Source organism: Micromonospora sp. NPDC049891 (assembly GCF_040660295.1).
Taxonomy (GTDB): Bacteria; Actinomycetota; Actinomycetes; order Mycobacteriales; family Micromonosporaceae; genus Micromonospora.
The window spans coordinates 17,545-43,388 of record NZ_JBFAML010000014.1 but is presented as its reverse complement, the minus strand read 5'-3'; the positions used below and the strand labels follow the sequence as shown (position 1 = coordinate 43,388).

Genomic DNA, 25,844 nt, shown 5'->3' with positions numbered 1-25,844 from the left:
GTGGTCACGACACCGGCCGGGGAGCCGGTTGGGGAGCCGGACCGGTCGGCTGATGACCGGGCGGCGGTCCCAGCAGTTCGATCCCGTGCCGCGCGGAGGCGTGCCCGAGCGCGGCCGGATCGACAGGTGCCGGGTCCGGCAGCCGGCGTTCGGTCGCCGGCACCCCGACTTCGGCGACGTACTCCTCGAATCCGGCGGGGGTGGTCAGTTGCAGCACCCGCAGCGGTTCGTCCGGACCGACCACGAAGGTGTGTGGCAGACCCGCCGGGAGCAGCACGAAGTCGCCTGGTCCGGCGGTCAGCTCCGCGTCGTCGCAGTAGAACGTGGCGGTGCCGGAGAGCAGGTAGAACATCTCGTCCTCCACCTGGTGCCGGTGCAACGGCGGGGCGAAGCCGGGCGGGTTGACGAACTCGACAGCTGTCAGCCGCCCGCCGGTCTGCGCACCTGTCGCCTTCACGGTGACCAGGTTGCCCAGGAACCAGTGCGCTTCTCCCTCGTCAGGCCGCAGTACGAACGGATGGACGGACATGGTGCCTCCCAGGATCGGCAACTTCGGTGGACAACCAGCTATTCGATAGCCTTAGAGCTATTCGATAGCTAGGAGTCTAGTGAATACATTGCTAGTATGACGACGCCATGGGTGAAGTCAAGGACGGAAAACCGACCAGGCCGTACCGGTCCCGGGTCCGCGAGGAGAACGCCCGCCGCACCCGGCAGGCCGTGGTCGCGGCCGCGACCGACCTCTTCGTCGCGCGGGGTTACACCGGCACGTCGCTGGCTGATGTGGCAGCCGCTGCCGGAGTGGCCAGACCCACCGTGTTCGCCACGTTCGGCTCCAAGGCGGCACTGCTGCGCCAGGTCCTCGACGAGGCGCTCGCTGGCGACGACGAGCCGGTGCCGGTGGCGCAACGTCCCTGGTACCGGCCGGTCTGGGAGGCCACCACCTCGGGCGAGGTGCTCGACGCGTACGCCGGGGTCTGCACCCTGATCGGCGCCCGGACCGCTCGGGTGTTCGAGACCGTGCGGCGCGCCGCCGACGGCAGCCCGGAGGTGGCCGAGGTCTGGCAGACGCTGCTGCGCAACCGACGGCTCGGCGCCACGATGGTGGTCGAGCGGGTACGAGCTCTGAACGGGCCGCTGCGCCACGGCTCCGATGTCGAGGCCGCCATCGACGAGGTGTGGTTCTACAACGACCCGGCGCACTACGGCGCACTGGTGCTGGAGCGCGGCTGGGACGAGGCGACCTTCCGGCACTGGCTCGGTCGCACCCTGCGCCACGCACTGCTGTCGGACCTCGACTGATCACCGCCGCCAACCGGTTCACCAGGGCGGGCTAGGGTCGACCTATGGAATTCCGACACCTGGGCCGCTCCGGCCTCATGGTCAGTGAGATCTCGTACGGCAACTGGATCACCCACGGTTCACAGGTCGAGGAGGAAGCGGCGTTCGCCTGTGTACGAGCCGCCCTCGACGCCGGCATCACCACCTTCGACACCGCCGACGTGTACGCCGGCACCCGCGCCGAGGACGTCCTCGGCCGGGCGCTCCAGCAGGAGCGGCGCGAGGGTCTGGAGATCTTCACCAAGGTGTACTGGCCCACCGGGCCGGGCCGCAACGACCGGGGCCTGTCCCGCAAGCACATCATGGAGTCGATCAACGGATCGCTGCGCCGGCTGCGTACCGACTACGTGGACCTCTACCAGGCTCACCGGTACGACTACAGCACGCCGCTGGAGGAGACGATGGAGGCCTTCGCCGACGTCGTGCACTCCGGCAAGGCGCACTACATCGGCGTCTCCGAGTGGAAGGCGTCGCAGATCCGCGAGGCGCACGGCCTCGCCCGGGAACTGCGCATCCCGCTGGTGTCCAGCCAGCCGCAGTACTCGATGCTCTGGCGGGTCATCGAGGCCGAGGTCATCCCCACCAGCGAGGAGCTGGGCCTCGGGCAGATCGTCTGGTCGCCGATGGCCCAGGGTGTGCTCTCCGGCAAGTACCTGCCCGGCCAGCCGCCGCCGTCGGGTTCCCGGGCCACCGACGAGAAGTCCGGCGCGGGCTTCATCGCCAAGTGGCTTACCGACGACGTGCTGACCCGGGTGCAGCAGCTCAAGCCGCTGGCCGACCAGGCCGGGCTGAGCATGGCCCAGCTGGCCATCGCCTGGGTGCTGCAGAACCCCAACGTGTCCTCGGCCATCATCGGGGCGTCGCGCCCCGAGCAGGTGCACGACAACGTCAAGGCGGCCGGCGTGAAGCTCGACGCCGGCCTGCTCAAGGCGATCGACGAGATCGTCGAGCCGGTGACCGAGCGGGACCCCGCGCGTACCGAGTCGCCGGCCGAGCGGCCCTGAGCCCGCCCCGCCCGGCCGGTGTACCGCACACCGGCCGGGCGGACGGGGCACCGGCCACGGTCAGTCCCGCCAGAACCGGATCAGGTCCAGGCCTGTCGCGTACAGCCACGGCGGCAGGCCGAGCAGGTCGCCGATGGCGAAGACGGCGGTGAAGAACCAGCCGCCGATGGTCGGGTTCCACAGCAACGCGAAGAGCAGGATGAACCCGTACGGCGCGAACAGGTCGTACATCCGGCGGTACTGGGCGTTCAGCCACGGCTGGATCATGTTTCCGCCGTCCAGCCCGGGCACCGGCAGCAGGTTGAGCAGGCTTGCGGTGATCTGGAGGAAGGCCAGCAGGGCCACCGCCGCCCAGAACTCCACCGGCCCACCACCGCCGACACCGAGCCGCAGCACCACCACCAGCACGAGTGCGAACAGCACGTTCGTGGCGGGTCCGGCGAGGCTGACCAGGGTGTGCCGCAGCCGACCGGGAATGACGTGCCGGTCCACCCAGACGGCCCCGCCCGGCAGGCCGATGCCGCCGAGCAGTACCACCGCCACCGGCAGTGCGATGGACAGCAGCGGGTGGCTGTACTTCAACGGGTTCAGCGTCAGGTAGCCGCGGTGGGCCACCCCCCGGTCGCCGCTGCGGTACGCCACCACGGCGTGGGCGTACTCGTGCAGGCACAGCGAGACCAGCCAGCCGGAGACGACGAATCCGAACACGGTGAGCCGGACGTTGCCGACTCCGTGCCAGGTCAACACGGCGCTGGTCACCAGCAGGGCGACAAGTGCCAGGAAGACCGGGCTGGGCCGGAAGGCCGCCCGGGGCACCCCGAGCACCAGCGGCTCGGAGTCCCTGGGTGTCATCACTCCGCCGCGGGCAGCAGGCTCATCCGGTACTCCACCCGATCGTCTTCGAGGAGCGCGACCGAGGTGACGCCGGACGCCGCGAGTTCCCGCCAGGTCTGACCGATCCAGGACTCGGCATCCGCCTGGCTGCCGAACGACTCGGCCGGCCCGTCGACCGACTCGCCGTTCGCGCCCTCGTACCGCCAGCTCCACGCCATGTGCGCGTCTCCCCTCGCCGCTGATGCCCCCATGGGACGGACCTTGCCAGCGTAGTCGTACCGCACGGCCGACGACCGGGCCACGGGCGTCGATCGACGGCCGGTACCGTGGCCCGGTGCTGACTCAAGGGGGCGTGCTCAGCGGGCGGTACCGGCTGGGCGAGCGGGTGGCGACCGGTGGGATGGGCGCGGTCTGGCGGGCGGCGGACCTGCTGCTGGGCCGCGAGGTGGCGGTGAAGGTGCTGTTGCCGGCGTTGACCGCCGAGCCCGAGTTCACCACCCGCTTCCGGGCCGAGGCACGGATGCTCGCCGCGCTGCGGCACCCCGGGGTGGTCGCGGTGCACGACGTCGGCCAGGCCACGCTCGCCGACGGCGGCCAGGTGGACTACCTGGTGATGGAGTACGTCGAGGGCGAGCCGTTGAGCGCCCGGTTGCGCCGGCTGGGCCGGCTGGACCCGGCCACCACCATGTCCGTCGTGGCCCAGACCGCCGAGGCGCTGCACGCCGCCCACCTCGCCGGCATCGTGCACCGGGACGTGAAACCGGGCAACCTCCTGGTCAAGGCGGACGGCCAGGTGGTGCTTGTGGACTTCGGCATCGCCCGCTCCGGCGCCACGGCCGGGATCACCGCCGCCCACACGGTGCTCGGCACCGCCTCGTTCATGTCCCCCGAGCAGGCCGGCGGCCAGCCGATCTCCGGGCTGAGCGACATCTACGCGCTCGGCGCCGTGGCGTACCTCTGCCTCGCCGGCCGACCTCCGTTCGTCGGGGACAACCCGCTCGACGTGGCCCTGCGGCGGCTGCGGGAGGAGCCGCCCCCGCTCCCGCCGGATGTTCCCCCGCCGGTGGCCGCACTGGTGTTCAGAGCCATGGCCAGGCAGCCCGGCGACCGGCACGCCAGCGCGGCGGACCTGGCCGCCGCTGCCCGCGCCACCGCGCCGGAGCACGCCCCACACCCCGGGCCGAGCGGCATCGCGGTGCCGCCGCCGGCTGCGCATCCGGGGCCGGGTGGCCTGGCCGTGCCCGCGCCGGTCGGGGCCGGATCCGGTACCGGGGCGGTCACCGTGGCGAGCGCCCCGACGCGTCCGGGCGGTGGCCGGCGGTTCGGGGCTCCGGCTGTGGTGACCGCGGTGGCCGGTGTCGTGATCGTCGCCGCGGCGGGGGTGGCGCTCGCGGTGGTGTCGCAGCCGGACGCCGAAGGCGCCGACCCTCCGGTGGCCGCGTCCACACCGGGCGCGGCGGGACTGGCCACCGCCGGGGCGACGGGCGCGCAGGGCACGGGTGAGCGGTCGGCGAGCCGGTCACCGACAGCCTCCGTACCGGCGACGAAGGGCACCTCGTCGCCGTCACCGGGACGCGACGACGCCGGGGCGGTCACCCCGCAGCCGACCCGTTCCGCTTCGCCTTCGCCCCGGCCGAGCGCCACACCCGGCAGCGGCGATCAGGCGAACCCCTACACCGCCACCCAGGCGTGCGGCAGCGGCTACCGGGTGATCAACTCGGCGCCGTTGACCGCCGACGGTCGCCGGCAGGCCACCGTCCACCTGCTCTACCACGCGGGCACCGGCTCGAACTGCGTGGTGACGCTGAAGGAGAGCTCGGTCGGCGCGCAGACGGCGGTCTCGGCCTTCCTGGAGGTACGCGGACGCGGCCGGTCCACCGACGACGGCTCGTTCCGCTACTACGCCGGCCCGGTGCGGGCCGAGGCGGCCGGGACCTGCGTCAAGTGGGGCGGATCCGCCGGTGGCGCCAGCTACAGCAGTCCCTTCGAGCACTGCGACTGAGCCTGCCGTGGCCGGGTATGTGTTTCGGGAACCCGACGCACAGGAGGCGACAATGACGACACCGATCCCGCAGATGGACACGACGGAACTGCGCGACATCGCGGTACGCGGCGGTATCGAAGGGGCTCGGGAGATGGACCGGGAGGAACTGATCGACGCCCTCCAGGCCCGTCCCGGTGAGGGCGCCTGGCAGGAGGACCCGAAGCCGGCGAACGTCAACCCCAACGACTACAGGTACCGGGCCCCCGAACGGCACTGACCGCACCTCGGGCCGGCGGTGCGGTGCCGTACCTGCGGTGCCCCGGCCGCCCGGCTGGACGTAAGGTACGCAGCATGTCCCTAGACGGGTGGAACACGCTTCTGGTCCTCGGTGGAATCCGGTCCGGCAAGTCGGAGTTCGCCGAGTCCCTGGTCGCCGACGCGCCCACGGTCCGCTACCTGGCCACCGCCGCCGACGCGGGCGACGACCCGGAGTGGGCCGCGCGTCTCGCCGCGCACCGCGCCCGCCGGCCCGCGAGTTGGCGCACCGAGGAGACAGCGGCCGACCCGCGCCGCCTCGCCGACGTCATCGCCAGCGCCCGGCCGGAGGAGACGCTGCTCGTCGACGACCTCGGCGGCTGGGTGACCGTCCTGCTCGATCCGGCCCACCAGCCGGCCGACGACACCGCCACGGTCGACGAACTGGCTGCCGCCGTACGGTCCTGCGCCGCCCGGCTGGTGCTGGTCAGCCCCGAGGTCGGGCTCTCCCTGGTGCCCACCACACCGCTGGGGCGGGCGTTCACCGACGCCCTCGGCGCGGTCAACCGCGCCGTCGCGGACGCCTGCGACACGGTCGTCCTGGTGGTCGCCGGTCAGCCGTGCCGGTTGAAGCCCGCCGTCGGCCAGCCCACAGCCGCCGCCGAGGCGCCACCGGCCGCCGTGGCCGCCCTCGGTCAACCGGCCGCTGGCGGCGCCACGGTGCCCGCCCAGGCCGGCCCGACCGGCGAGCTGCCGGTCACCCCGCCGCTGCCCGGCTCACCGCCGGTGACCACCCCGCAGGTGCCCACCGGACCCGACACCGTCGGTACCGGTGGGACGGCACCCACCACGACCCTGTCGGTGGCCGCGACCGACCTGGTCATCCAGTCGGGCATGGACCTGCCCATGCCCGACGAGTACGCCGGCCCGCAGGCCGTCGACCAGCTGGCGAGCCTGGACCTGCCGGGCACCGGGCTCGGCGCACTGGAGCAGGTGATCTCCTTCGCCGCCGCCACCCAGGGCACCCCCACCCCGACGCCGTGGCGGTCGGTGCGGGTGCTGCTGGTGCACGGCGACCACGCCGGCGGGGTCGCCGCCGGCACGGCGACCGCCGAGTCGGCGCGGCGGGCCGAGCAGGCCCGAGCCGGGCAGGGCGTGCTCGCCCGGCTGGCCGCCGAGAGCGGAGCGAGCCTCCAGGTGGTGGACGCCCCCGCCGCCGCGCCGATCGAGCACGGCCCGGCGCTGAGCGCCGAGCAGGTCGAGTCGGCCCTGCGCTACGGCTGGCGGCTGGCCGAGGAGGCGGCGGAGGCCGGCGTACAGCTGCTGGTGCTGGCCGCGTGCGGTGCCGGCACCGAGGCCACGGCCGCAGCGGTGCTGGCCGCGACCGCCGGCGCCGAACCGCCGGCGGTACTCGCCCGCGTCGTCACCGCCGGCGGGCAGATCGACGACGTGGCCTGGATGGCCCGCTGCGCCGCGGTCCGCGACGCGCTGCACCGCACCCGCCGTTCCTCCCGGGACGCCGTGGACGTGCTCGCCGAGTTGGGTGGCGGGGACATCGCCGTCGCCACCGGCATCCTGCTGGGTGCGACCGCCCACCGGCTGCCGGTGCTGCTGGACGGACCAGTCGGGGTGGCCGCCGCGCTGACCAGCCGGGACCTGGCCGGGCAGGCCCGACACTGGTGCCTGCTGGCCGACGACGGCGGCCATCCGGCCGTGCGGCTCGCCGCCGACGTGCTCGGCCTGGACCCGCTGACCCAGCTGCGGCTCGATCTGGGCGAGGGGGCCAACGCGCTCACCGTCCTGCCGCTGCTGCGGTCGGCGCTGGCGCTGGCCGCCGCACTGCCGTCCCGCCCCGAGGGCGACGGCAGCGCCGAAGAGGGCGACGAGCCGGACCCTGTCGAGGAGGCGGAGCCCGACTTCCACGAGCCGGAGCCCGAGGGGCCCGGACCGACCACCACCGGGCCGGCCACCGAGCCGGCGGAGACCGCCGCCGCACGTGCCGGCTGAACCCCGGCTCGGCGACGGGGCGCGGCTGGCGCTCACCACCCTCACCATCCTGCCGCTGCGGGTCGGCCGGATCGACCGGGCCACCGCCGGTACGGCGATGACGCTCGCCCCGGCGGTCGGCGCGTTGCTCGGCGTGCCGCTGGCCGGCGTACTGCTGCTTGTGGATGCCGGCACCGCGCCGCTGGTCGCTGCCGGGGTGACAGTCGCGGCGGCCGCCCTGCTCACCCGGGGCCTGCACCTGGACGGGCTGGCCGACACCGTGGACGCGCTCGGATCGTACCGGCGCGGACCGGCCGCACTGGAGATCATGAAGAAGCCGGACGTGGGGCCCTTCGGCGTGGTCGCCCTGGTGCTCGTCCTGCTGGTGCAGGCCGCGGCGCTTGCGGAGTTGGCCGGCCAGCCCCGCCCGGCGGTGTTCGCGGCCGTGCTGACGGCCACGGCGGCGGGACGGCTCGGGGTGACGCTGGCCTGCCGGCGCGGGGTGCCGGCGGCGCGCCCGGAAGGGCTGGGTGCGCTCGTCGCCGGCAGCGTCGGGCCGGTCGCGCTGGCCGTCGCCACCGCCGCCGTCGCGCTGCTGGCGGTCGCGGCGGTACCGCAGCGGCCGTGGCAGGGCCCGCTTGTCGTCCTGGCGGCGCTCGCCGTCGCGGCCGGACTGCTGCGGCACGTGGTACGCCGGCTCGGCGGGATCACCGGAGACGTGCTCGGCGCCACCGTCGAGCTGGTCACCACGCTCGTCTACCTGGGACTGGTGCTGTCCGGCTGAGCCGGGCGGACGGCGCCGGGTAGCGTACCTGCGACGACAGACCGGCGCGGCCATCCGGGGGACGACATGCTCATCACCGACGATTTCCTGCCCGTTCCGGTCCCGGAGTCGCTCAGCGCGACCTATCTGGTGCCGACGGCGGGACTGCCGTCGGTGACGGCTCGGACGGCCGTCCGGGGGTTGGCCGGCCGGCTCGCCGAACCGGTGTACGGGCTGGCCCGGCAGATGCTCGACAGTCCGCTGATGAGCGTCGACATCCGGCCCGTCGGCGAGTTTCCCGAGCTGCCCCCGGACCTGCTCACCGCGTTCGGGGCCAGCGAGGCGCAACTGGACCGGCTGGCGGCGGCGACCCACCTGATGGTGGTGCAGGCGGAGTACCGGCCGGGCTGGCCGCCCGCCCACGAGTGGGCCGCCCGGGCGGTGGCCGCGGCGGTCGCCGAGGCGGTGGGCGGCGACGTGGTGGACGTCTTCGGCCTACAGTTCCTGGACCCGGCCGCGGCACTGCGCTCGCTGCCCGACGCCGAGGGTCGGGTCCGGCTTGTCGACTGGGTGCTGGTGCCCTACTCGTCGGACGCCGAAGGGCTCTGGTTCACCACCAAGGGACTGCGCCGCTTCGGCCTGCTGGAGTTGCAGACCCAGGGGGTCCCCGACCACCTCACCCGGGCCTGGGGCGCGGTGATGACAGGTGCCGCCCGGCGACTGCTGCGGGACTGGACCGACGGACTGGCCGGCGAGGAGGTCCCGGCGTTCGTGCAGCTGCCGGTGCTGGCCACGGTGACCGGGCACGACATCGCGGTGGCGTACGGCAATCCGGAGCAGCACGGGGCGACCGCGCCGGTGCTGCTGCGCCTGGAGCTGGACCCGGCCACCGACCCGGACGCCGACTCCTTCCTCAGCCTGCGCCCGCCGGCCGGGCACCCCGGTCCGGCCGGACGATACTTCGCGAACGCCTGCGCCACCCTCTTCTCGGGCATCCAGCCCGACGTCCGCTACGCCCGCTCCGGTGACGCGATGAGCCGGGCGATCGCCACCGCCCGCGCCGGACTGGACGACATCCGGGCCCGGTTCCGCGACGGGCAGCTGCCGCCGGAGACGCAACTGGTGGTCAAGTACGGGCTGCCGGGCGACGACGGCCCGGAGTACGTCTGGGCCGGGGTGACCACCTGGGACTCCCCGGACCGGATCGTCGGTGCCAGCGCCAGCGACGCCAACACCGACCCGACGATCCGGATCGGCTCCCCGGTCGTGGTGGAGGTCGCCGACATCGTCGACTGGGCCGTCCTCAACACCAGCGGCGTCATCGAAGGCGGCTGGACCCAGGCTGTCCTGGACGCGGGCGAACCCCCCACCCCCTAACCCCCACCCCCTGTCCCACCCCCCGACCACCTCGTTGATCATGAGGTTGGCGGCAGTTGTTGATCTTCAAGCTGCCGCCAACCTCATGATCAACGGGAGCAGGAAGGGTGGGGGGTGGGGGTGGGGGTTATTTGACGGAGGGGTGGATGAAGGGGGGGCGGGACAGGCGGACGGGGGTGCGGCGGTTGCGGATGTCGACGTGCAGCTCGGCGCCGTCGGGGAGGGCGGGGGCGGTGTCGATGAGCGCCAGGGCGATGCCCTGCTTCAGGGTCGGGCTGAAGGTGCCGCTGGTCACGGTGCCGACCCGGGTGTCGCCCGCGTAGACGGCCATGCTGGGGCGGGGAATGGCGCGGTCGACGGCCGCCAGGCCGCGCAGCGTACGCGCCGGGCCGGCGGCCTTCTCCGCGACCAACACGTCGCGGCCCCAGAAGGCCGGCTTGTCCCAGCCGACCGCCCAGCCCGAGCGGGCCTGCACCGGCGTGATCTCCAGCGAGAGGTCCTGCCCGTGCAGCGGGTACCCCATCTCGGTGCGCAGCGTGTCCCGGGCGGCAAGTCCGCAGGCCTGCGGCGCCGGCTCGGCGGCGAACAGGGCGTCCCAGACCGCCACCGCGTCGCCCGTCGGGACCACCAGCTCATAGCCCAGCTCGCCGGTGTAGCCGGTGCGGCACACGGTCAGCTCGACAGCGCCGAGCGTCGCCGAGGTGAAACTCATGTACCCGTGCTCGGTGGGCAGGCCGAGCCCGCCCAGCAGTTCCGCCGACCTGGGTCCCTGCACCGCCAGTACGGCGTACCCCTCGTGTTCGTCGGTGACCGTGACCTGCGGCGGCGCCGCGGCGCGCAGCCGGCGCACCACCTCGGCGCTGTTCGCCGCGTTCGGGATGAGGAAGAGGTGGTCGTCGGCGTGCAGGTAGGCGATGATGTCGTCCACCACGCCGCCGGTCGCCTCGTCGCAGCAGAGGGTGTACTGCGCCCGGCCCGGGGCGATGCGGCCCAGATCGTTGCTGAGGCAGGCGTTGACGAACTCCGCCGCCCCCGCCCCGGTCACCCGCACCTTGCCCAGGTGCGACACGTCGAACACGCCGACCCCGGTACGCACTGCGGTGTGCTCCCGCAGCACCCCGCCGCCGGCGTACTCCAGGGGCATCTCCCAGCCACCGAACGGAGCGAACTTGGCGCCGAGCGCGGTGTGCCGGCCGCCCAGCGGAGAACGACGCAGCCGGGTCGCGGCGGCGTCGGTGGTCACGTCGGTCATGGGTGGCAACTTACCGGGACGCACCGGGCTGGTTAGCATCGGCGGGACCGCCGGATGACCCGGCGGGGCAGCAATGACGTCCGGCGGGTAAATCATCCGCCGGGGAACTCCACCGCCGGTACGCCACCACGCGACCGGCCCGGCCCGCCCGGGAGCAGCCTCCGTGACATCGCCCAGCACCACCCTGAGCCTGGTCGACACCGACCCCGCCGAGCTCGCCGTCGACGCGATCGTGATCGGCGTGCACAGTACGACCGGCGAGCAGGACGCCACCAGCGGCCTCGCCGGCACCCTGTTGCTCGCCAGCGGCGCCGAGAGCATCGCCGCCGCCTTCGACGGCAAGCTGACCGAGACGCTGGCGCTGCTCGGCGCGACCGGCGGTCCGGGCGAGGTGATCAAGTTGGCGACGCTCGGCACGGTCACCGCGCCGGTGCTCGCCGTCGTCGGCCTCGGCCCGGAGCCCAGTGGTGCCGCACCCGCCCCGGAGACGCTGCGCCGGGCGGCGGGAGCCGCCGTGCGTGCTCTGGCCGGCGCGTCCCGGGTGGCGATGGCGCTGCCGCTGCCCGACGACGCCGACGCCGCCGACGCCCTGCGTGCGGTCGCCGAGGGCGCGCTGCTGGGCGGTTACCGCTTCGCCGGGTACAAGACCCGGCCGCAACCGAACCGCCGCGAGCCGGTCGCCGAGGTGCTGGTGGCCGTGCCGGACGCCGCGGACGCGGCAGCGCAGGCCGAGGTGACCCGGGCCCAGACGGTGGCCGGCGCGGTGCGGCGTACCCGCGACTGGGTGAACATCGCCCCGAACGAGCTGCGCCCGCCGGCCTTCGCCGACGCGGTGGCCGAGGCCGGTCGGGCGGCCGGCCTCGAGGTCGAGGTGCTCGACGAGGTCGCCCTGCGCGAGGGCGGGTACGGCGGCATCACCGCAGTCGGTCAGGGCTCGGAGGCCCCGCCACGACTGGTCAAGCTGACCTACACCCCGGACGGTGGCGGCACCGGTAAGCGGGTCGCCCTGGTCGGCAAGGGCATCACCTTCGACACCGGTGGCATCTCGATCAAGCCGGCGCAGGGCATGTGGGAGATGAAGTCCGACATGGCCGGGGCGGCGGCGGTGGCCGCCACCATGCTGGCGGTGGCCGAGCTGAAGCCGTCGGTGGCGGTCACCGGGTACGTGCCGATGGCGGAGAACATGCCCTCGGGGACCTCGTACCGACCGGGCGACGTGATCACCATGTTCAACGGCAAGAAGGTGGAGGTGCTCAACACCGACGCCGAGGGCCGGATGATCCTCGGCGACGCGATGGCCCGGGCCTGCGCCGACGGCTGCGACTACCTGTTCGAGACCTCCACCCTCACCGGCGGCCAGGTCGTCTCGCTGGGCAAGCGGATCTCCGGCGTGATGGGCACGATGGAGCTGTGCGAGCGGGTCCGCGGCGCCGGTGACGCCGTCGGCGAGCCCGCCTGGCCGATGCCGCTGCCGGACGACGTGCGCAAGGGGATGGACTCCGACGTCGCCGACATCTCGCAGGTCAACGCGGGCATGGACCGGGCCGGTCACATGCTCCAGGGCGGGGTCTTCCTGCGCGAGTTCGTCACCGACGACGTCGCCTGGGCGCACATCGACATCGCCGGTCCGTCGTACCACTCGGGCGAGGCGACCGGCTACTGGACCAAGGGTGGCACCGGCGTCCCGGTCCGGACGCTGCTGCACCTGATCGACGACGTCGCCGCCAACGGCTGAGGTCTGCGCACGGGGTCCCTCGTCGTCGGACGAGGGACCCCTGCGGACAGTCAGTACTGCTCGGGGCGGCGTTTGCGGCGCTCGTTGTAGTCGCGCATGCGTTGCGGGTAGCCCATCAGCGCCACGTCGTAGATCGGGATGCTGACCCGGTACGCGAACCGCCGCGCGCCGTCCGGCCCGTCGATCCGCCGCCGGGTCCACTCGCCGTCGTCGGCGATCAGGATCACGGTGGTCTCGGTGACCGTGGTTCGGGGCTCGATGTACGCCTCGACGCCCTTGCGGGTACGGACGAAGTTCTCAAGGTGCTCCAGATCGGCACGATTGGCCGTACGGTCAGGGTCAGCCGCACGTGTCCGTTTGCTTCGCCGGAACAGTCCCACCGAGCCGTCTCCCCAGTCGTGGCGTATCGAAGGCAGAGCCAAGGGTACGTGGCGGCAACGTGTCGTTGGGCACCTCGGTACGCGGGTGCGACGCGGTGGTGACAAGATGGCCGAGGTGGGGTGTGTCCGTGTTACCCCGCCGTGACCCCCGATGCAGCGAAGCGACCTGGGAGTTGGACGTGAGCGAGCCGAACGACGCAACCTTCGACATCGTCATCCTCGGAGGTGGTAGCGGCGGTTACGCGACCGCACTGCGCGCCACCCAGCTGGGCCTTTCCGTGGCCCTGGTGGAGAAGGGCAAGCTCGGGGGCACCTGCCTGCACAACGGCTGCATTCCGACCAAGGCCCTGCTGCACGCCGCCGAGATCGCCGACCAGACCCGCGAATCGGAGCAGTTCGGCGTCAAGGCCGAGCTGGTCGGCATCGACATGGCGGGGGTCAACTCGTACAAGGACGGCGTGATCTCGCGGCTCTACAAGGGTCTCCAGGGCATGCTCAAGGGCAACAAGTCGATCACGATCGTGGAGGGACACGGCAAGCTTGTCGCCCCGAACGCGGTCGAGGTGGACGGCAAGCGGTACACCGGCCGCAACGTGGTGCTGGCCTCCGGGTCGTACGCCAAGAGCCTGCCCGGCCTGGAGATCGACGGCGAGCGCGTCATCACCAGCGACCACGCCCTGACCCTGGACCGGGTCCCCCGCTCGGCGATCGTGCTCGGCGGCGGCGTGATCGGCGTCGAGTTCGCAAGCGTGTGGAAGTCCTTCGGCGTGGACGTGACCATCATCGAGGCGCTGCCCCGGCTGGTCGCCGCTGAGGACGAGGAGTCGTCGAAGGCGCTGGAGCGGGCCTTCCGCAAGCGGAAGATCAACTTCAAGGTCGGCAAGCCGTTCGAGAAGGTCGAGAAGACCGACGACGGCGTGAAGGTGACGATCGCCGGTGGCGACACCGTCGAGGCAGAGCTGCTGCTGGTCGCCGTCGGGCGTGGCCCGAACACCGCCGACCTCGGCTACGAGGAGCAGGGCGTCAAGCTCGACCGGGGCTACGTGCTCACCGACGAGCGGCTACGCACAAACGTGCCGAACGTCTACGCCGTGGGCGACATCGTGCCCGGTCTCCAGCTCGCCCACCGCGGTTTCCAGCAGGGCATCTTCGTCGCCGAGGAGATCGCCGGCCAGAACCCGGCGGTGATCGACGAGGCGGGCATTCCCCGGGTCACCTACAGCGACCCGGAGCTGGCGTCGGTCGGGCTCACCGAGGCGAAGGCCAAGGAGCAGTACGGCGCTGACAAGGTCAAGACGTACAACTACAACCTCGGCGGCAACGGCAAGAGCCAGATCCTCAAGACGGCCGGCTTCGTCAAGCTGGTGCGGGTCGAGGACGGTCCGGTGGTCGGCGTGCACATGGTCGGTGCCCGGGTCGGCGAACTGGTCGGCGAGGCGCAGCTGATCTACAACTGGGAGGCGTACCCGGGCGAGGTGGCGCAGCTCGTGCACGCCCACCCGACGCAGAACGAGGCCCTGGGCGAGGCGCACCTCGCGCTCGCCGGCAAGCCGCTGCACGCGCACGCCTGATCACGACGTACCCGCGGCGTCCGGCGACGGGCGACGCTCCCCCCACCAGGGAAATGAAGGAGTCTGGAGAACATGCCGGTATCGGTCACCATGCCCCGGCTCGGCGAGAGCGTCACCGAGGGCACCGTCACGCGCTGGCTCAAGCAGGAGGGTGACACCGTCGAGGTCGACGAGCCGCTGCTCGAGGTGTCCACCGACAAGGTCGACACCGAGATCCCGTCCCCGGCGGCCGGGGTGCTGACCCGGATCGTGGTGGGCGAGGACGAGACGGCCGAGGTCGGCAGCGAGCTGGCGGTGATCTCCGGCGAGGGCGAATCGGCCGGAGCCGGCGGCGGCGAGGCTGCCGGGCAGCAGCAGGAGGCCCCCGTCGAGCAGGCCGCCGAGGCCGCGGAGGAGCCGCAGGCCGAGGCGGAGCAGCCGGCCGTCGAGGAGCCGGCTGAGCAGCCGGCGCAGGCTGCCCCGGCGCCGTCGGGCGAGGGCACCCCGGTGCAGATGCCGGCCCTGGGCGAGAGCGTCACCGAGGGTACGGTCACCCGCTGGCTCAAGCAGGTCGGCGAGACCGTCGAGGTCGACGAGCCGCTGCTGGAGGTCTCCACCGACAAGGTCGACACCGAGATCCCCTCGCCGGTGGCCGGTACCGTCCTGGAGATCAAGGTCGCCGAGGACGAGACCGCCGAAGTCGGCGCGACCCTGGCCGTTGTCGGTGCCGCCGGTGGGGCGCCGGCCGAGGCGAAGCCGGAGCCGAAGCCCGAGGCGGAGGCGAAGCCCGAGCCGAAGGTGTCCGAGCCGACGCCCGGCATGTCGTACAACGAGCCGGCCGCCGAGGCCGAGACCGCGCAGGAGCCGGTCAAGGCCGAGCAGGCGGCGCAGCCGGCAGCTGCGGCACCGCAACGGACGGCGGCACCGTCCAACGGCGGTGAGCAGGCGGCCGGTTACGTGACCCCGCTGGTACGCAAGCTGGCCAGCGAGCACAACGTGGACCTCGCCTCGGTCAACGGCACCGGTGTCGGTGGCCGGATCCGCAAGCAGGACGTGCTGGACGCGGCCGAGAAGGCCAAGGCAGCCAAGGCCGCGCCGGCTCCGGCGGCACAGCCGGCGGCCGGGGCCCCGGCCAAGCCGGCCGCCAGGCCGCAGCCGAGCGCCAAGCGGGGCACCACCGAGAAGCTGCCCCGCATCCGCGCGGCGATCGCCAAGCGGATGCTGTCGTCGCTGCACGAGATGGCGCAGCTGACCACCGTGGTCGAGGTGGACGTCACGAAGGTCGCCAAGCTGCGGGCGCAGGCCAAGGAGTCGTTCCAGCAGCGACACGGCGTCAAGCTGTCCTTCCTGCCGTTCTTCGCTCTCGCCGCCATCGAGGCGCTCCAGGCGTACCCGATCGTCAACGCCAGCATGGACCTGGACGGCGGGACGATCACCTACCCGGACGCCGAGAACCTCGGCATCGCTGTGGACACCGAGCGGGGCCTGCTGGTGCCGGTCATCCACAACGCCGGTGACCTCAACCTGGGGGGCATCGCCAAGCGGGTCGCCGACCTGGCCGAGCGGACCCGGACCAACAAGATCAGCCCGGACGAGATCGCCGGCGCGACCTTCACGTTGACCAACACCGGCAGCCGGGGCGCCCTCTTCGACACCCCGATCGTCCCGTCCCCGCAGTCGGCGATGCTGGGTACGGGTGCCGTGGTCAAGCGTCCGGTAGTGGTCAACGACCCGGATCTGGGTGAGGTCATCGCGGTACGTCAGATGGTCTACCTGGCCCTGTCCTACGACCACCGGCTGATCGACGGTGCCGACGCGGCCCGCTTCCTGACCGCGGTCAAGGAGCGCCTGGAAGCCGGCAACTTCGAAGCCGAACTGGGCCTCTAACCCCAACCCACCAGCAGGGCGCCCCGGTCCCCAGGACCGGGGCGCCCTGCCGTCCCCACCCACCCAGCCCTCGCGATCATGCAGTTGTGGCACCTGATTCGTGGGGCTATGCGCTTCTTGTTCACTGCCATAACTGCATGATCGGCGCGGCGGAGGGGGTGGTCAGGGGGTGAGGGTTTGGGTGGTTAGGGTCCAGAGGCGGTGGGCGGATTCGGGGTCGAGGGCGTAGGTGGCCACGCCGGTGCGGGTGCCGGGCTGATGCGGGCCGGCCTGCTGGCAGTCTTCGAAGTAGCGGCCGCCGATTCCGTCGAGCAGGGGTGAGGTGGCCACCAGGACCGAGGTGGCGGCGCCCTGTTCCGGGGTCTTCCAGGACGGCGTGGCCGGGCCGCTCTCGGCGCGCAGCCTGGCCAGTTCCTCCTCGGTCACGTACCGCTGGAGGTTCGTCCGGATCGCGCCGGGGTGCAGCGCGTTGACCAGGATGCCGTCGTCCGCCCAGCGCCGGCTCGCCTCGACGGCGAAGAGAATGTTCGCGGTCTTGGACTGCCCGTACGCGGCCCACGGCTCGTAGGCCCGGCGCTCGAAGTTGATGTCGTCGAAGACGACAGGCGAGCGCAGGTGCGCCGCCGAACTGACCGAGACGATCCGGGCGCCCTGCGCGGCGGCCAGTGCCGGGCGCAGGCCGGTGGCGACCGCGAAGTGCCCGAGGTGGTTGGTGGCGAACTGCATCTCCCAGCCCTGCGGGGTACGCATCTCGGGTGCGGCCATGATGCCGGCGTTGTTGACCAGGATGTGCAGCGGCCCGTCCCAGTTCGCCACGAAGGCGGCCACCGAGGCCGGGTCGGCCAGGTCGAGCGGGGCCACGGTGACCCGGTCGTTGCCGGTCGTACCGACGATCTCCGCCGCCGCCCGGTCCCCCTGCTCGGGCTTGCGGACGGCGAGGATGACGTCGGCGCCGGCGGAGGCGAGCGCCCGGGCGGTCTCCACGCCGATGCCTGATCCACCGCCGGTGACGACGGCCCGGCGACCGGTGAGGTCGATGCCCGAGACCACCTCCAGCGCGGTGGACTCCGCGGTGAACGGGGTGCTGACAGGTGTGCCGATGGTCATGATCCATCCTTGTCTCAGATGTACGGCGGGTCTGCCCGCCGCTACGATGAGAAGCGGAGGCTCCTCCGTTACCACCAGGCTAACCGGAGGATCCTCCGTTTGCCAGCGGGGCGGAGGCGGACCGTCAGGAGGAGACGTGCCGGAGCAGGCATCCCGACCGTTGCGCGCCGACGCGCTGCGCAACCGCCAGCGGCTGCTGGAGGCGGCCGTCCGGGCATTTTCCCAGGCTGGTGCGGAAGTAACGCTGGAGCAGATCGCCCGGGACGCCGGCGTGGGAATCGGCACGCTCTACCGGCACTTCCCCACCCGGGAGGCGCTGGTGGAGGCCGCCTACCGCAACGAGTTGGAGCGGCTCTGCGACTCTGCCGCCGAGCTGCTCGAACGGTTGCCACCCGAGGCGGCGACCCGGGCCTGGATGGACCACTTCATCGACTACCTCGCCACCAAACGGGAGATGGCCGACGCCCTGCGCCTGGTGATCGCCGCCGGGACCAACCCGTTCGCGCAGAGCCGGGACCGACTGCTCGCGGCCGTGGCCCGGCTGTTGACGGCGGGCGTGGCGGCCGGCACGATCCGGTCGGACGTGGACCCCGGTGACGTCCTCGTCGGGTTGAACGGAGTCTCGCTCGCCACCGGCGCACGGGAGCAACGCGACCAGGCCCAGCGCCTGCTCGACCTGCTGATGGACGGCCTGCGCCACCGCCGCACGGACTGATCCGAAACGGGCGTACGCCCAGGTCGGCGCTGCGAGACTCAGGCCGTGGGCGACGTGGGCTGGCGGGGGCGGCTCGGGCCGGCCGTCGGCATCGCACCCGGCGCCCGGGTCGACAAATTCGAGATCTTCTTCGACCTGGTCTTCGTCTTCTCGTTCTTCATCATCACCCGCGCCACCGCGGCCAACATCAACGGTCGCCAGCTGCTGCACGCCGCGCTCGTGCTGGCCGTGCTCTGGTGGTGCTGGGTGGTGCACACGGTGGTGGCCACCCGCATCCGCATCGGCGAGGGTTTCGTGCCGGTGCTGATGGTCATCGGGATGGCCGCGCTGTTCTGCTTCGCCCTCGCCCTGCCCCAGGCGTTCATGGACCACAAGGACGAGGCCGGTCCGGTCGTGGTCGCGGTCAGCTACGTGGTCATCCGCGTCATCCACCTGATCCTGTTCCTGCACGTCGTGCGCGACAACCCGACCGAGCGCCGACAACTGCTCCGATACGCCCCAGAGCTGGCGCTGAGCACCGCGCTGCTGCTGGTGGCCGCTCTCCTACCCACCCACATCGGTGATGCCGGAACCGCCGCATTCGTCCGCGACGCGCTCTGGGTCAGCGTTGTGCTGCTCCAGTACGGCACCGGGCTGCTCGCCCGCACCTGGGGCTGGCAGGTGACCTCGGCGGAGCACTGGACCGAACGGTACGACCTGATCCTGATCATCGCGCTCGGCGAATCGGTGATCTCCGTCGGCGTCGGCAGCAACCTGCTCGGCCAGGCACCGACCTGGCCCGGCGTGACGGCCGCCGTGTTCGGGATCTTCTTCACCGCCGCCCTCTGGTGGGTGCACTACGACCTGATCGGCCCGGCCGCCCGGATCGCCCTGCACGCCACCCTCGGTCGCGCCCGGGTGCTGATGGCCCGCGACGCCTACGCCTACCTGTACCTGCCGATGATCGCCGGGATCATCCTGTTCGCCCTCGGCGCCGAGGGCATCGTGCACGACGTCGCCGAGCCCGGCGTACCGGTCACCGAGCCGGCCCACGGGCCGGACGTGCCGATGCTTTTCGGCGGGGTGTTCCTCTACCTGCTCGGGAACATGCTCTTCCAGCTGCGCACCCTGCACACGGTGAGTTGGACGCGGGTCACCACCCTTGTCGTCCTCGTCGTCGGCATCCCGGTCGCCATGCCGATGCCGGGACTGATCGCCCTGGCCCTGCTCACCGCGATCTGTGTCGGCCTGGTCTTCGCCGAGGTGGTGTGGATGGCCGAGGCGCGGCACACGCTGCGCGCCGTGGTCTTCGAGGAGCGCACCGCCCACGAGACCCACGAGGCCGCGTACCGCGCCCGCTGGCACGGCCAACCCCCCGGCACGACCTGACCACACGACCGGGCCAGCCGTGGCGGCTGAGCGGCACGCCTTGCGGCATCCCGGGCCTCCGAGGGCGCGAGTTGCGGCATCCCGGGTCTCCCCGGGCGCCTGAGGGCACGCCTTGCGGCATCTCGGGTCTTCCCCGGCGCCGGAGGGCACGCTTCGCGGCATCTCGTGCGGCAACACGAGGCTCGTGCAGGAGGCCGGGCGCCGTCGTCTGGCAGCGGGCCGGTGGCGCTTGACTTCGAGTGCGCTCCAAGCGGGACGCTTGGCGGCATGACGATGACACGGAAACTGGGTCGCAGCGGGATCGAGGTCAGCGCCATCGGTATGGGGTGCTGGGCGATCGGCGGACCGCTGTGGGGCGACGACCGGCAGCCGTTGGGCTGGGGCGAGGTCGACGACGAGGAGTCGGTACGGGCCGTGCACGCGGCGATCGAGCACGGGGTGACCTTCTTCGACACGGCCAGCAACTACGGCGCCGGGCACAGCGAGCGGGTACTCGGCCGGGCCCTCGCCGACCGCCGTGACCAGGTGGTGATCGCCACCAAGTTCGGATTCACCTCCGACGAGGCGACCCGCCGGGCCACCGGCGAGGACCACCGTCCCGAGTACGCGGTGGCCAGTCTGGAGGCGTCGCTGCGCCGGCTCGACACCGATCACGTCGACCTGTTGCAGCTGCACCTGAACGATCTGGCTCCGGCGCTCGCGCTCGACCTGGTCGACACGCTGGAGAGCCTGGTCGCCCAGGGCAAGATCCGGGCGTACGGATGGAGCACCGATCACCCCACCTCGGCCGCCGCCTTCGCCCCGGCCGCCGCACACTGCACGGCGATCCAGCACGACCAGTCAGTGCTGCGGGACAACGCCGACATGCTGGCGGTCTGCGACACGTACGACCTGGCCAGCATCAACCGGGGACCGTTGGCGATGGGGCTGCTGACCGCCGCCACCAGGTCGCTCGGCGACGACGACGTGCGGGGGCGGGCACCCGAGTGGCTGCCCTGGTTCACCGACGGCCGACCCGCGCCGGAGTGGGCGCAGCGGATCGACAAGGTCCGGACGGCACTCACCGCCGACGGCCGTACCCTCGCCCAGGGCGCGCTCGGCTGGTTGCTGGCTCGCAGCCCGCGTACGGTGCCGATTCCTGGCTTCCGCACGGTGGCCCAGGTCGAGGAGAACACCCGGGTGCTCGCCCTCGGGCCGCTGCCCGCCGACGCCTACGCGGAGGTCGAGCGGGAGCTGTCGGAGCTGCGTACGGCAGGAACCGCCGCACGGGCGTGACCGACTCGACGCGGCGGGGTCACCGCGCGTACCCGAAGATGGAGGGCATGCGGATCCTCATGGCCGGCGCGTCCGGCTTCCTCGGCACCCGGCTGGTCGACCTGCTCGTCGCCGACGGGCACCAGGTGACCCGGCTGGTACGACGGCCGCCGCGCGCCGCCGACGAGCGACGATGGTCGCCGTCGGCGGCGCAGTTGGACCCGGCGGTGGTCGCCGAGGCCGACGCGGTGATCAACCTGGCCGGCGCCGGTGTCGGCGACCGGCGCTGGAACGACAGGTACCGGCAACTGATCCGGTCCAGTCGGGTGGACACCACGAGCACCCTGGCCACCACGATCGCCGGCCTGCCGGCGACCGACCGGCCGGAGGTGCTGCTGAACGCCTCGGCGATCGGTTGGTACGGCAACACCGGCGACCGGGTGGTCGAGGAGGACGCGCCGGCCGGCGAGGGTTTCCTCGCCGACGTGGCCCGGGTGTGGGAGGCCGCCACCCGGCCGGCCGAGGATGCCGGGGTACGGGTGGTACGGCTGCGCACCGGGCTGCCGCTGCACCGCGACGGTGGGCTGCTCAAACCGCAACTGCTGCCGTTCAAGCTGGGCATCGCCGGCCGGCTCGGCAGCGGCCGGCAGTGGATCCCGTGGATCTCGATGACCGACTGGCTCAACGCCACCACGTTCCTGCTGGCCCGGGCCGATCTGGCTGGGCCGGTGAACGTGGTCGGCCCGGCCCCGGTCACAAACGCCGAGTTCACCCGGGAGTTGGCCCGCCAACTGAACCGCCCCGCGGTCATCCCCATCCCGGCGGTGGCCCTGAAGGTGGCCCTCGGCGGCTTCGCCCAGGAGGCCCTCACCAGCACCCGCGTCCTCCCCGGTGTGCTGAACCGCGCCCAGTTCACCTTCCGTCACCCCGACCTCCGCACCGCCCTCCAAGCCGCCCTCCACCCCTGACCACCCCACCCCACCCACTACACCCGTGTTGATCATGAGGTTAGCGGCGAAGATGACCTCCGTAACTGCCGCTAACCTCATGATCAACGCAGGGTCTTCCCGGGTAGGGCACGGTCAGCAGCCGATGGTCCAGTGGTTGGGGGCGGTCTGACGGAGGGTGGTGGTGTAGAAGGTGTTGTAGAGACCCATCTGCTGGTTGGAGCCGGTGGCGTAGGCGTAGCCGGCGGAGTGGTAGGCGCGGCCGGCGGTGACGTGGGCGTAGTTGCTGGCGGTCACGCAGGTCGGGGTGCCGGTGGGGGTCGGGCTGGCGGTCGGGGTTGGGCTCGCGGTCGGGGTGGGTGACGTGGTCGGGGTGGGCGTCGGGGTCGGAGTGACGCCGCCGTCGAGGCCGAAGAAGACCGCGTCGTGGTAGGTCGAACAGATGGTGTCCAGGAAGTACGCGGCGGCGGTACCGCACTGGTCGGCGCCGGAGCCCGGGTCGACGGGGGTGCCGTGACCCATGCCGGAGACCCGGTGCACCCGGACCACGTCGTTGCCGTACACCTCGACGCTGGTACCCGCCGGCAGTTGCCGGGTGCTGGTCGGCGTCTGCGAGACACCGAGCACGTTCGTCCACTGGTCGCGGGACTCGGTGGCATTCGCCGTCGCCACGGTGTAGTCACTGGTGCCGTGCCAGATGGCCACCTTCGGGCGGGCGCCGGAGTAGCCGGGGTGGGCGTTGCGGACCAGGTCGCCCCACTGCGCCGGGGTCTTGTCCACGCCGGGGCTCATGCAGGAGAAGGCGTTGACCATGCTGGTGGCGCAGCGGTGCGGCACCCCGGCGATGATCGAGCCACCGGCGAAGACGTCCGGGTAGGTCGCGAGCATGGTGGCGCTCATCGCCCCGCCGGCCGACAGCCCGCTCACGTAGACCCGGTTGGCGGCCGTGCCGTACGTCGACCGCGCGTGGTCGACCATCTGCTTGATGGACAGCGCCTCACCCTGCCCCCGGGTGGTGTCACCGGTCTCGAACCAGTTGAAGCAGGAACTGGAGTTGTTTGCCGACCGCTGCTCGGGCACGATCAGCGCGAATCGCCACTGGTCGGCGTACTTCTGCCAGCCCGAGTTGGTGAAGTAGCCGCTGGCGTTCTGGGCGCAGCCGTGCAGCAGCACCACGGCCGGTGCACCGGAGGGCAGGTTGTCCGGGCGGTACGCGTACATGGCGAGGTTGCCGGGGTTCGAGCCGAAGCCGGTGACCTGGGTCAGGGACGCGGCCTGGGCGGGAGCGGCGACGGCCACCAGCGCGGCGGCGGCCAGGACCAGCCCGGCCAGCGCACCGGCGAGCCGGGTACGGGTGCGGCGCACGAGAGCCTCCATAGTTGTGAGCTGGATCACCAATAATTGCCGCGACGTTACGCAGTTGTGTCGCACCGATGACATGGTGGCCATGCACACATTCGTCAATGTCCGGGTGTGGCGGGCGCAGCCGACGCGGACCTGCCGGGTCTGACCGGCCTGTCCCGGTGCGATTGGTAACGTCCGCTAGGTGCCCACCTCGCCGTCCGTGGCGTCCGCGCCCGCCTCACCGTCGCCCTCGCGGGTCACTCGCGACCGCCGCACCGACCTGACAGTGGTGCTTGTCGCGCTGGCGCTCGCCGTCTGGGTGACAAGTGGGTTGTGGATCGATCCGAACGGGCGGGCGATCACCGTCAACTCCAGCGACCAGGCGCTGTTCGAATGGCTGCTGGCCTTCGGCGGGCACGCGCTGACCCACGGCGACAACCCCCTCTTCACCTACCTGATCAACGTCCCGGACGGGGTGAACCTCGCGGTCAACACCTCGATCACGGTGTACGCGGCGGTCTTCGCCCCGCTGACGTACCTGATCGGGCCGTCGGCCACCTTCCTGGTGATCCTCACCCTCAACCTGGCCGCCACCGCCGTCGCCTGGTACTGGCTGCTCTCCCGGCACCTGGTCCGCAGCCCGCTCGCCGCCGCGATCGGCGGGCTGTTCATCGGCTTCTCCCCCGGCATGGTCTCGCACGCCAACGCCCACCTGAACTGGACCGCCGGCTGGCTGGTACCGCTGCTGGTGTGGCGGCTGTTCGCGTTGCGCCGGCCGGGCCACTGGCTGCGTGACGGCGCCATCCTCGGCGTACTCGTCGCGGTCGCCTTCTCGATCGCCGCCGAGGGACTCTTCTTCACCGCGTTGGCGCTCGGACTCTTCGTCGCCGTCTGGGCGCTGCATCCGGCCAACCGGGCCGAGGCCCGCGCCGTACTGCCCTCGTTCCTCCGCGGGCTGGCGGTGACCGCGGTGGTGGCCGGGGTGTTGCTGGCCTACCCGCTGTGGCTGCACTTCGCCGGTCCGCAGCGGTTCCACGGAACCGGCTTCGACGCGGTCATCCATTCCGAGGACATCGCGGCGTACGCGGCCTACCCGCGCCGCTCACTGGCGGGCGAGGCGGGTTTCGGCACCTCGCTGGCACCGAATCCCACCGAGGAGAACTCCTTCTTCGGGCTGCCGCTGCTGGTACTCGTCGTCGGCTGTTTCGTGCTGCTCTGGCGAGGCGGTGACGCACGCCGACGGGCGACCCTGTGGGCGCTCGGGATCGTCGCGGTGGTCTTCACCGCGCTCTCCTTCGGGCCGGTGGCCAAGGTCGACGGCCGGCGCACCGACCTGCCGATGCCCTTCGACCTGCTCGGGCACCTGCCGGTGGTGAACGCCGCGCTACCCGCCCGCTTCGCGCTCGTGGTGACGCCGGTGATCGGCCTGCTGCTGGCGTACGCCGTGGATCAGCTGCGTCGACGTCCGCTGTCCCGCCCGGCGGCGGTGGCCTGGACGGTCAGCTTCGCGGTGGCCCTGGTGCCGCTGTTCCCAACTCCGCTGCTGACCAGCGAACGTGAGCCGATCCCGCGCTTCATCACCTCCGGTGCCTGGCGGGATCACGTCTCCCCCGGCGGGGTGTTGACCCCGGCACCGCTCGCCCTGGACGTCTACCCCGACGGCCAACGCTGGCAGGCGTACGCGCTGGCGAACCGGCAGGGTGAGTTCGCCATCCCGTCCGGGTTCTTCCTCGGCCCCGGCGGTCCCGACGACCGGGGACGCATCGGTCCGGTGCCGCGCCCCTTCGGCGCGCTGCTGGACCAGGCCGCCCGCACCGGTCTGCCGCCGATCGTCACCCAGGGCACCCGCGAGGAGGTGCAGGCCGACCTGGAGCACTGGCGGATCGAGACGGTGGTGCTCGCCGACGAGGTGCACGGGGCCAAGTGGCCGGTCGACGAGGAGGCCATTCGCCGTACCCTGGTCCTGCTCTTCGGCGAGCCGGAGCGGGTCGAGGACGTCTGGGTGTGGCGGGTCCGGCGGTGAGCCGGCCGGTCCAGCCGTACGGCGGCGGTTCCGCGGTGAGCCGGCTCACCACTGGTGACCAGCGAGTACGGGTCTAGGCTGGACGCGTGACCGTGACGACCTCCGGCCTGACGGCCGTACGCGCCGGTGTCCTCGACTACGCCGCCGCCTGGGACGAACAGCGCCGCCTGCACGAGGCGGTGGTCACCGGCGGGCAGGGCGACACCGTGCTGCTGCTGGAGCACCCGAGCGTCTACACCGCCGGCAAGCGCACCGAGCCGTGGGACCGCCCGGTCGACGGAACCCCCGTGATCGACGTGGACCGGGGCGGCAAGATCACCTGGCACGGCCCGGGCCAGTTGGTGGGCTACCCGATCGTGCGCCTGCCCGACCCGGTCGACGTGGTCGCGTACGTGCGCCGGGTCGAGCAGTTGCTTATCGACGTGTGCGCCGAGTTCGGCCTGACCGCGGGCCGGGTCGAGGGGCGCAGCGGGGTCTGGGTACCGGCCGACGACCGAGGCCCGGAACGCAAGGTCGCGGCGATCGGCATCCGGGTCGCCCGGGGAGTCACCCTGCACGGCTTCTCGATCAACTGCGACTGTGACCTGGCGTTCTTCGACCGGATCGTGCCGTGCGGCATCCGCGACGCCGGCGTCACCTCCCTCACCGCCGAGCTGGGCCGCCCGATCACCGTCACCGACGTACTCCCCGCAGTCGAGCGCCACCTTCCCACCCTCCACCCCACCCCCTGACCCGCCC

23 protein-coding genes are annotated in these 25,844 nt (G+C 72.3%); 16 read left to right on the top strand and 7 right to left on the bottom strand.

The window, feature by feature from the left end:
* Positions 1-4: 4 nt before the first annotated feature.
* Positions 5-529 (bottom strand): quercetin 2,3-dioxygenase, encoded by a 525-nt coding sequence (locus AB0I71_RS19005; protein ID WP_357586300.1) that lies wholly within the window; start codon positions 527-529, stop codon positions 5-7.
* 107 nt (positions 530-636) lie between these two features.
* Between AB0I71_RS19005 and AB0I71_RS19000 the strand changes: the two genes are divergently transcribed.
* Both AB0I71_RS19000 and AB0I71_RS18995 read left to right on the top strand, forming a co-directional pair.
* Positions 637-1,302: a TetR/AcrR family transcriptional regulator gene (locus tag AB0I71_RS19000; RefSeq protein WP_357586298.1), complete on the top strand. Its 666-nt coding sequence runs from the start codon at positions 637-639 to the stop codon at positions 1,300-1,302.
* A 44-nt stretch (positions 1,303-1,346) separates the two neighbouring features.
* Positions 1,347-2,345: an aldo/keto reductase family protein gene (locus tag AB0I71_RS18995; protein ID WP_357586296.1), complete on the top strand. Its 999-nt coding sequence runs from the start codon at positions 1,347-1,349 to the stop codon at positions 2,343-2,345.
* Positions 2,346-2,405: 60 nt separating this feature from the next.
* Here the strand turns inward: AB0I71_RS18995 and AB0I71_RS18990 are convergent, their stop codons facing one another.
* Together AB0I71_RS18990 and AB0I71_RS18985 are read right to left on the bottom strand one after the other, a co-directional pair.
* A complete protein-coding gene (locus tag AB0I71_RS18990; RefSeq protein ID WP_357586294.1) occupies positions 2,406-3,197 on the bottom strand; it encodes a site-2 protease family protein in 792 nt (263 codons plus the stop codon).
* Entirely contained in the window at positions 3,197-3,397 is a 201-nt protein-coding gene (locus AB0I71_RS18985) for a hypothetical protein (RefSeq protein WP_203996708.1), read from the bottom strand. The genes AB0I71_RS18990 and AB0I71_RS18985 overlap by 1 nt, the downstream gene beginning before the upstream one ends.
* A gap of 116 nt (positions 3,398-3,513) precedes the next feature.
* Here AB0I71_RS18985 and AB0I71_RS18980 point away from each other — a divergent pair, with 116 nt between their 5' ends.
* From AB0I71_RS18980 to AB0I71_RS18960, 5 genes are all read left to right on the top strand, one after another.
* Positions 3,514-5,181 (top strand): protein kinase, encoded by a 1,668-nt coding sequence (locus tag AB0I71_RS18980; RefSeq protein WP_357586291.1) that lies wholly within the window; start codon positions 3,514-3,516, stop codon positions 5,179-5,181.
* 52 nt (positions 5,182-5,233) lie between these two features.
* The gene (locus tag AB0I71_RS18975) at positions 5,234-5,440 is read left to right on the top strand and encodes a hypothetical protein (RefSeq protein WP_357586289.1); all 207 of its coding nucleotides are present in this window, start codon (positions 5,234-5,236) and stop codon (positions 5,438-5,440) included.
* Positions 5,441-5,514: 74 nt separating this feature from the next.
* Positions 5,515-7,425 carry a bifunctional adenosylcobinamide kinase/adenosylcobinamide-phosphate guanylyltransferase gene (gene cobU, locus AB0I71_RS18970; protein ID WP_357586287.1) on the top strand — a complete coding sequence of 637 codons (1,911 nt, stop codon included), beginning with the start codon at positions 5,515-5,517 and terminating at the stop codon, positions 7,423-7,425.
* Positions 7,415-8,188, top strand: a complete 774-nt coding sequence (locus tag AB0I71_RS18965) for an adenosylcobinamide-GDP ribazoletransferase (RefSeq protein ID WP_357586285.1) — start codon at positions 7,415-7,417, stop codon at positions 8,186-8,188. Before cobU ends, AB0I71_RS18965 begins: the two co-directional genes overlap by 11 nt.
* Positions 8,189-8,254: 66 nt before the next feature.
* A complete protein-coding gene (locus AB0I71_RS18960; protein ID WP_357586283.1) occupies positions 8,255-9,544 on the top strand; it encodes a DUF2314 domain-containing protein in 1,290 nt (429 codons plus the stop codon).
* A 127-nt stretch (positions 9,545-9,671) separates the two neighbouring features.
* On the opposite strand, the gene gcvT is transcribed toward AB0I71_RS18960, so the two are convergent.
* Positions 9,672-10,796, bottom strand: coding sequence for a glycine cleavage system aminomethyltransferase GcvT (gene gcvT, locus AB0I71_RS18955; protein WP_357586281.1), 1,125 nt, complete (start codon positions 10,794-10,796; stop codon positions 9,672-9,674).
* A 163-nt stretch (positions 10,797-10,959) separates the two neighbouring features.
* On the opposite strand from gcvT, the gene AB0I71_RS18950 reads away from it, so the two are divergent.
* The gene (locus AB0I71_RS18950) at positions 10,960-12,531 is read left to right on the top strand and encodes a leucyl aminopeptidase (RefSeq protein ID WP_357586279.1); all 1,572 of its coding nucleotides are present in this window, start codon (positions 10,960-10,962) and stop codon (positions 12,529-12,531) included.
* Between the two features lie 50 nt (positions 12,532-12,581).
* On the opposite strand, the gene AB0I71_RS18945 is transcribed toward AB0I71_RS18950, so the two are convergent.
* Positions 12,582-12,911, bottom strand: a complete 330-nt coding sequence (locus tag AB0I71_RS18945) for a hypothetical protein (protein ID WP_357586277.1) — start codon at positions 12,909-12,911, stop codon at positions 12,582-12,584.
* Between the two features lie 179 nt (positions 12,912-13,090).
* Here AB0I71_RS18945 and lpdA point away from each other — a divergent pair, with 179 nt between their 5' ends.
* Together lpdA and sucB are read left to right on the top strand one after the other, a co-directional pair.
* Positions 13,091-14,482, top strand: coding sequence for a dihydrolipoyl dehydrogenase (gene lpdA, locus AB0I71_RS18940; protein ID WP_357586275.1), 1,392 nt, complete (start codon positions 13,091-13,093; stop codon positions 14,480-14,482).
* Between the two features lie 72 nt (positions 14,483-14,554).
* Positions 14,555-16,348: a 2-oxoglutarate dehydrogenase, E2 component, dihydrolipoamide succinyltransferase gene (sucB, locus tag AB0I71_RS18935; protein WP_357586273.1), complete on the top strand. Its 1,794-nt coding sequence runs from the start codon at positions 14,555-14,557 to the stop codon at positions 16,346-16,348.
* A 162-nt stretch (positions 16,349-16,510) separates the two neighbouring features.
* On the opposite strand, the gene AB0I71_RS18930 is transcribed toward sucB, so the two are convergent.
* Entirely contained in the window at positions 16,511-17,455 is a 945-nt protein-coding gene (locus AB0I71_RS18930; protein WP_357586271.1) for an SDR family NAD(P)-dependent oxidoreductase, read from the bottom strand.
* A gap of 136 nt (positions 17,456-17,591) precedes the next feature.
* Here AB0I71_RS18930 and AB0I71_RS18925 point away from each other — a divergent pair, with 136 nt between their 5' ends.
* From AB0I71_RS18925 to AB0I71_RS18910, 4 genes are all read left to right on the top strand, one after another.
* Positions 17,592-18,170, top strand: a complete 579-nt coding sequence (locus tag AB0I71_RS18925) for a TetR family transcriptional regulator (protein ID WP_357586269.1) — start codon at positions 17,592-17,594, stop codon at positions 18,168-18,170.
* Positions 18,171-18,215: 45 nt separating this feature from the next.
* Positions 18,216-19,538, top strand: a complete 1,323-nt coding sequence (locus AB0I71_RS18920; RefSeq protein ID WP_357586267.1) for a low temperature requirement protein A — start codon at positions 18,216-18,218, stop codon at positions 19,536-19,538.
* Between the two features lie 267 nt (positions 19,539-19,805).
* On the top strand, positions 19,806-20,813 hold the full coding sequence (locus tag AB0I71_RS18915; protein WP_357586265.1) for an aldo/keto reductase: 1,008 nt from the start codon (positions 19,806-19,808) through the stop codon (positions 20,811-20,813).
* Positions 20,814-20,860: 47 nt separating this feature from the next.
* The gene (locus tag AB0I71_RS18910; protein ID WP_357586486.1) at positions 20,861-21,760 is read left to right on the top strand and encodes a TIGR01777 family oxidoreductase; all 900 of its coding nucleotides are present in this window, start codon (positions 20,861-20,863) and stop codon (positions 21,758-21,760) included.
* 114 nt (positions 21,761-21,874) lie between these two features.
* Here AB0I71_RS18910 and AB0I71_RS18905 read toward each other — a convergent pair whose 3' ends face one another.
* Entirely contained in the window at positions 21,875-23,116 is a 1,242-nt protein-coding gene (locus tag AB0I71_RS18905; protein WP_357586263.1) for a PHB depolymerase family esterase, read from the bottom strand.
* 169 nt (positions 23,117-23,285) lie between these two features.
* On the opposite strand from AB0I71_RS18905, the gene AB0I71_RS18900 reads away from it, so the two are divergent.
* Both AB0I71_RS18900 and lipB read left to right on the top strand, forming a co-directional pair.
* Complete coding sequence (locus tag AB0I71_RS18900; protein ID WP_357586261.1) at positions 23,286-25,106, top strand: DUF2079 domain-containing protein; 1,821 nt, start codon at positions 23,286-23,288, stop codon at positions 25,104-25,106.
* An 86-nt stretch (positions 25,107-25,192) separates the two neighbouring features.
* On the top strand, positions 25,193-25,837 hold the full coding sequence (gene lipB / locus AB0I71_RS18895; protein WP_357586259.1) for a lipoyl(octanoyl) transferase LipB: 645 nt from the start codon (positions 25,193-25,195) through the stop codon (positions 25,835-25,837).
* The last annotated feature ends 7 nt before the right edge of the window (positions 25,838-25,844 follow it).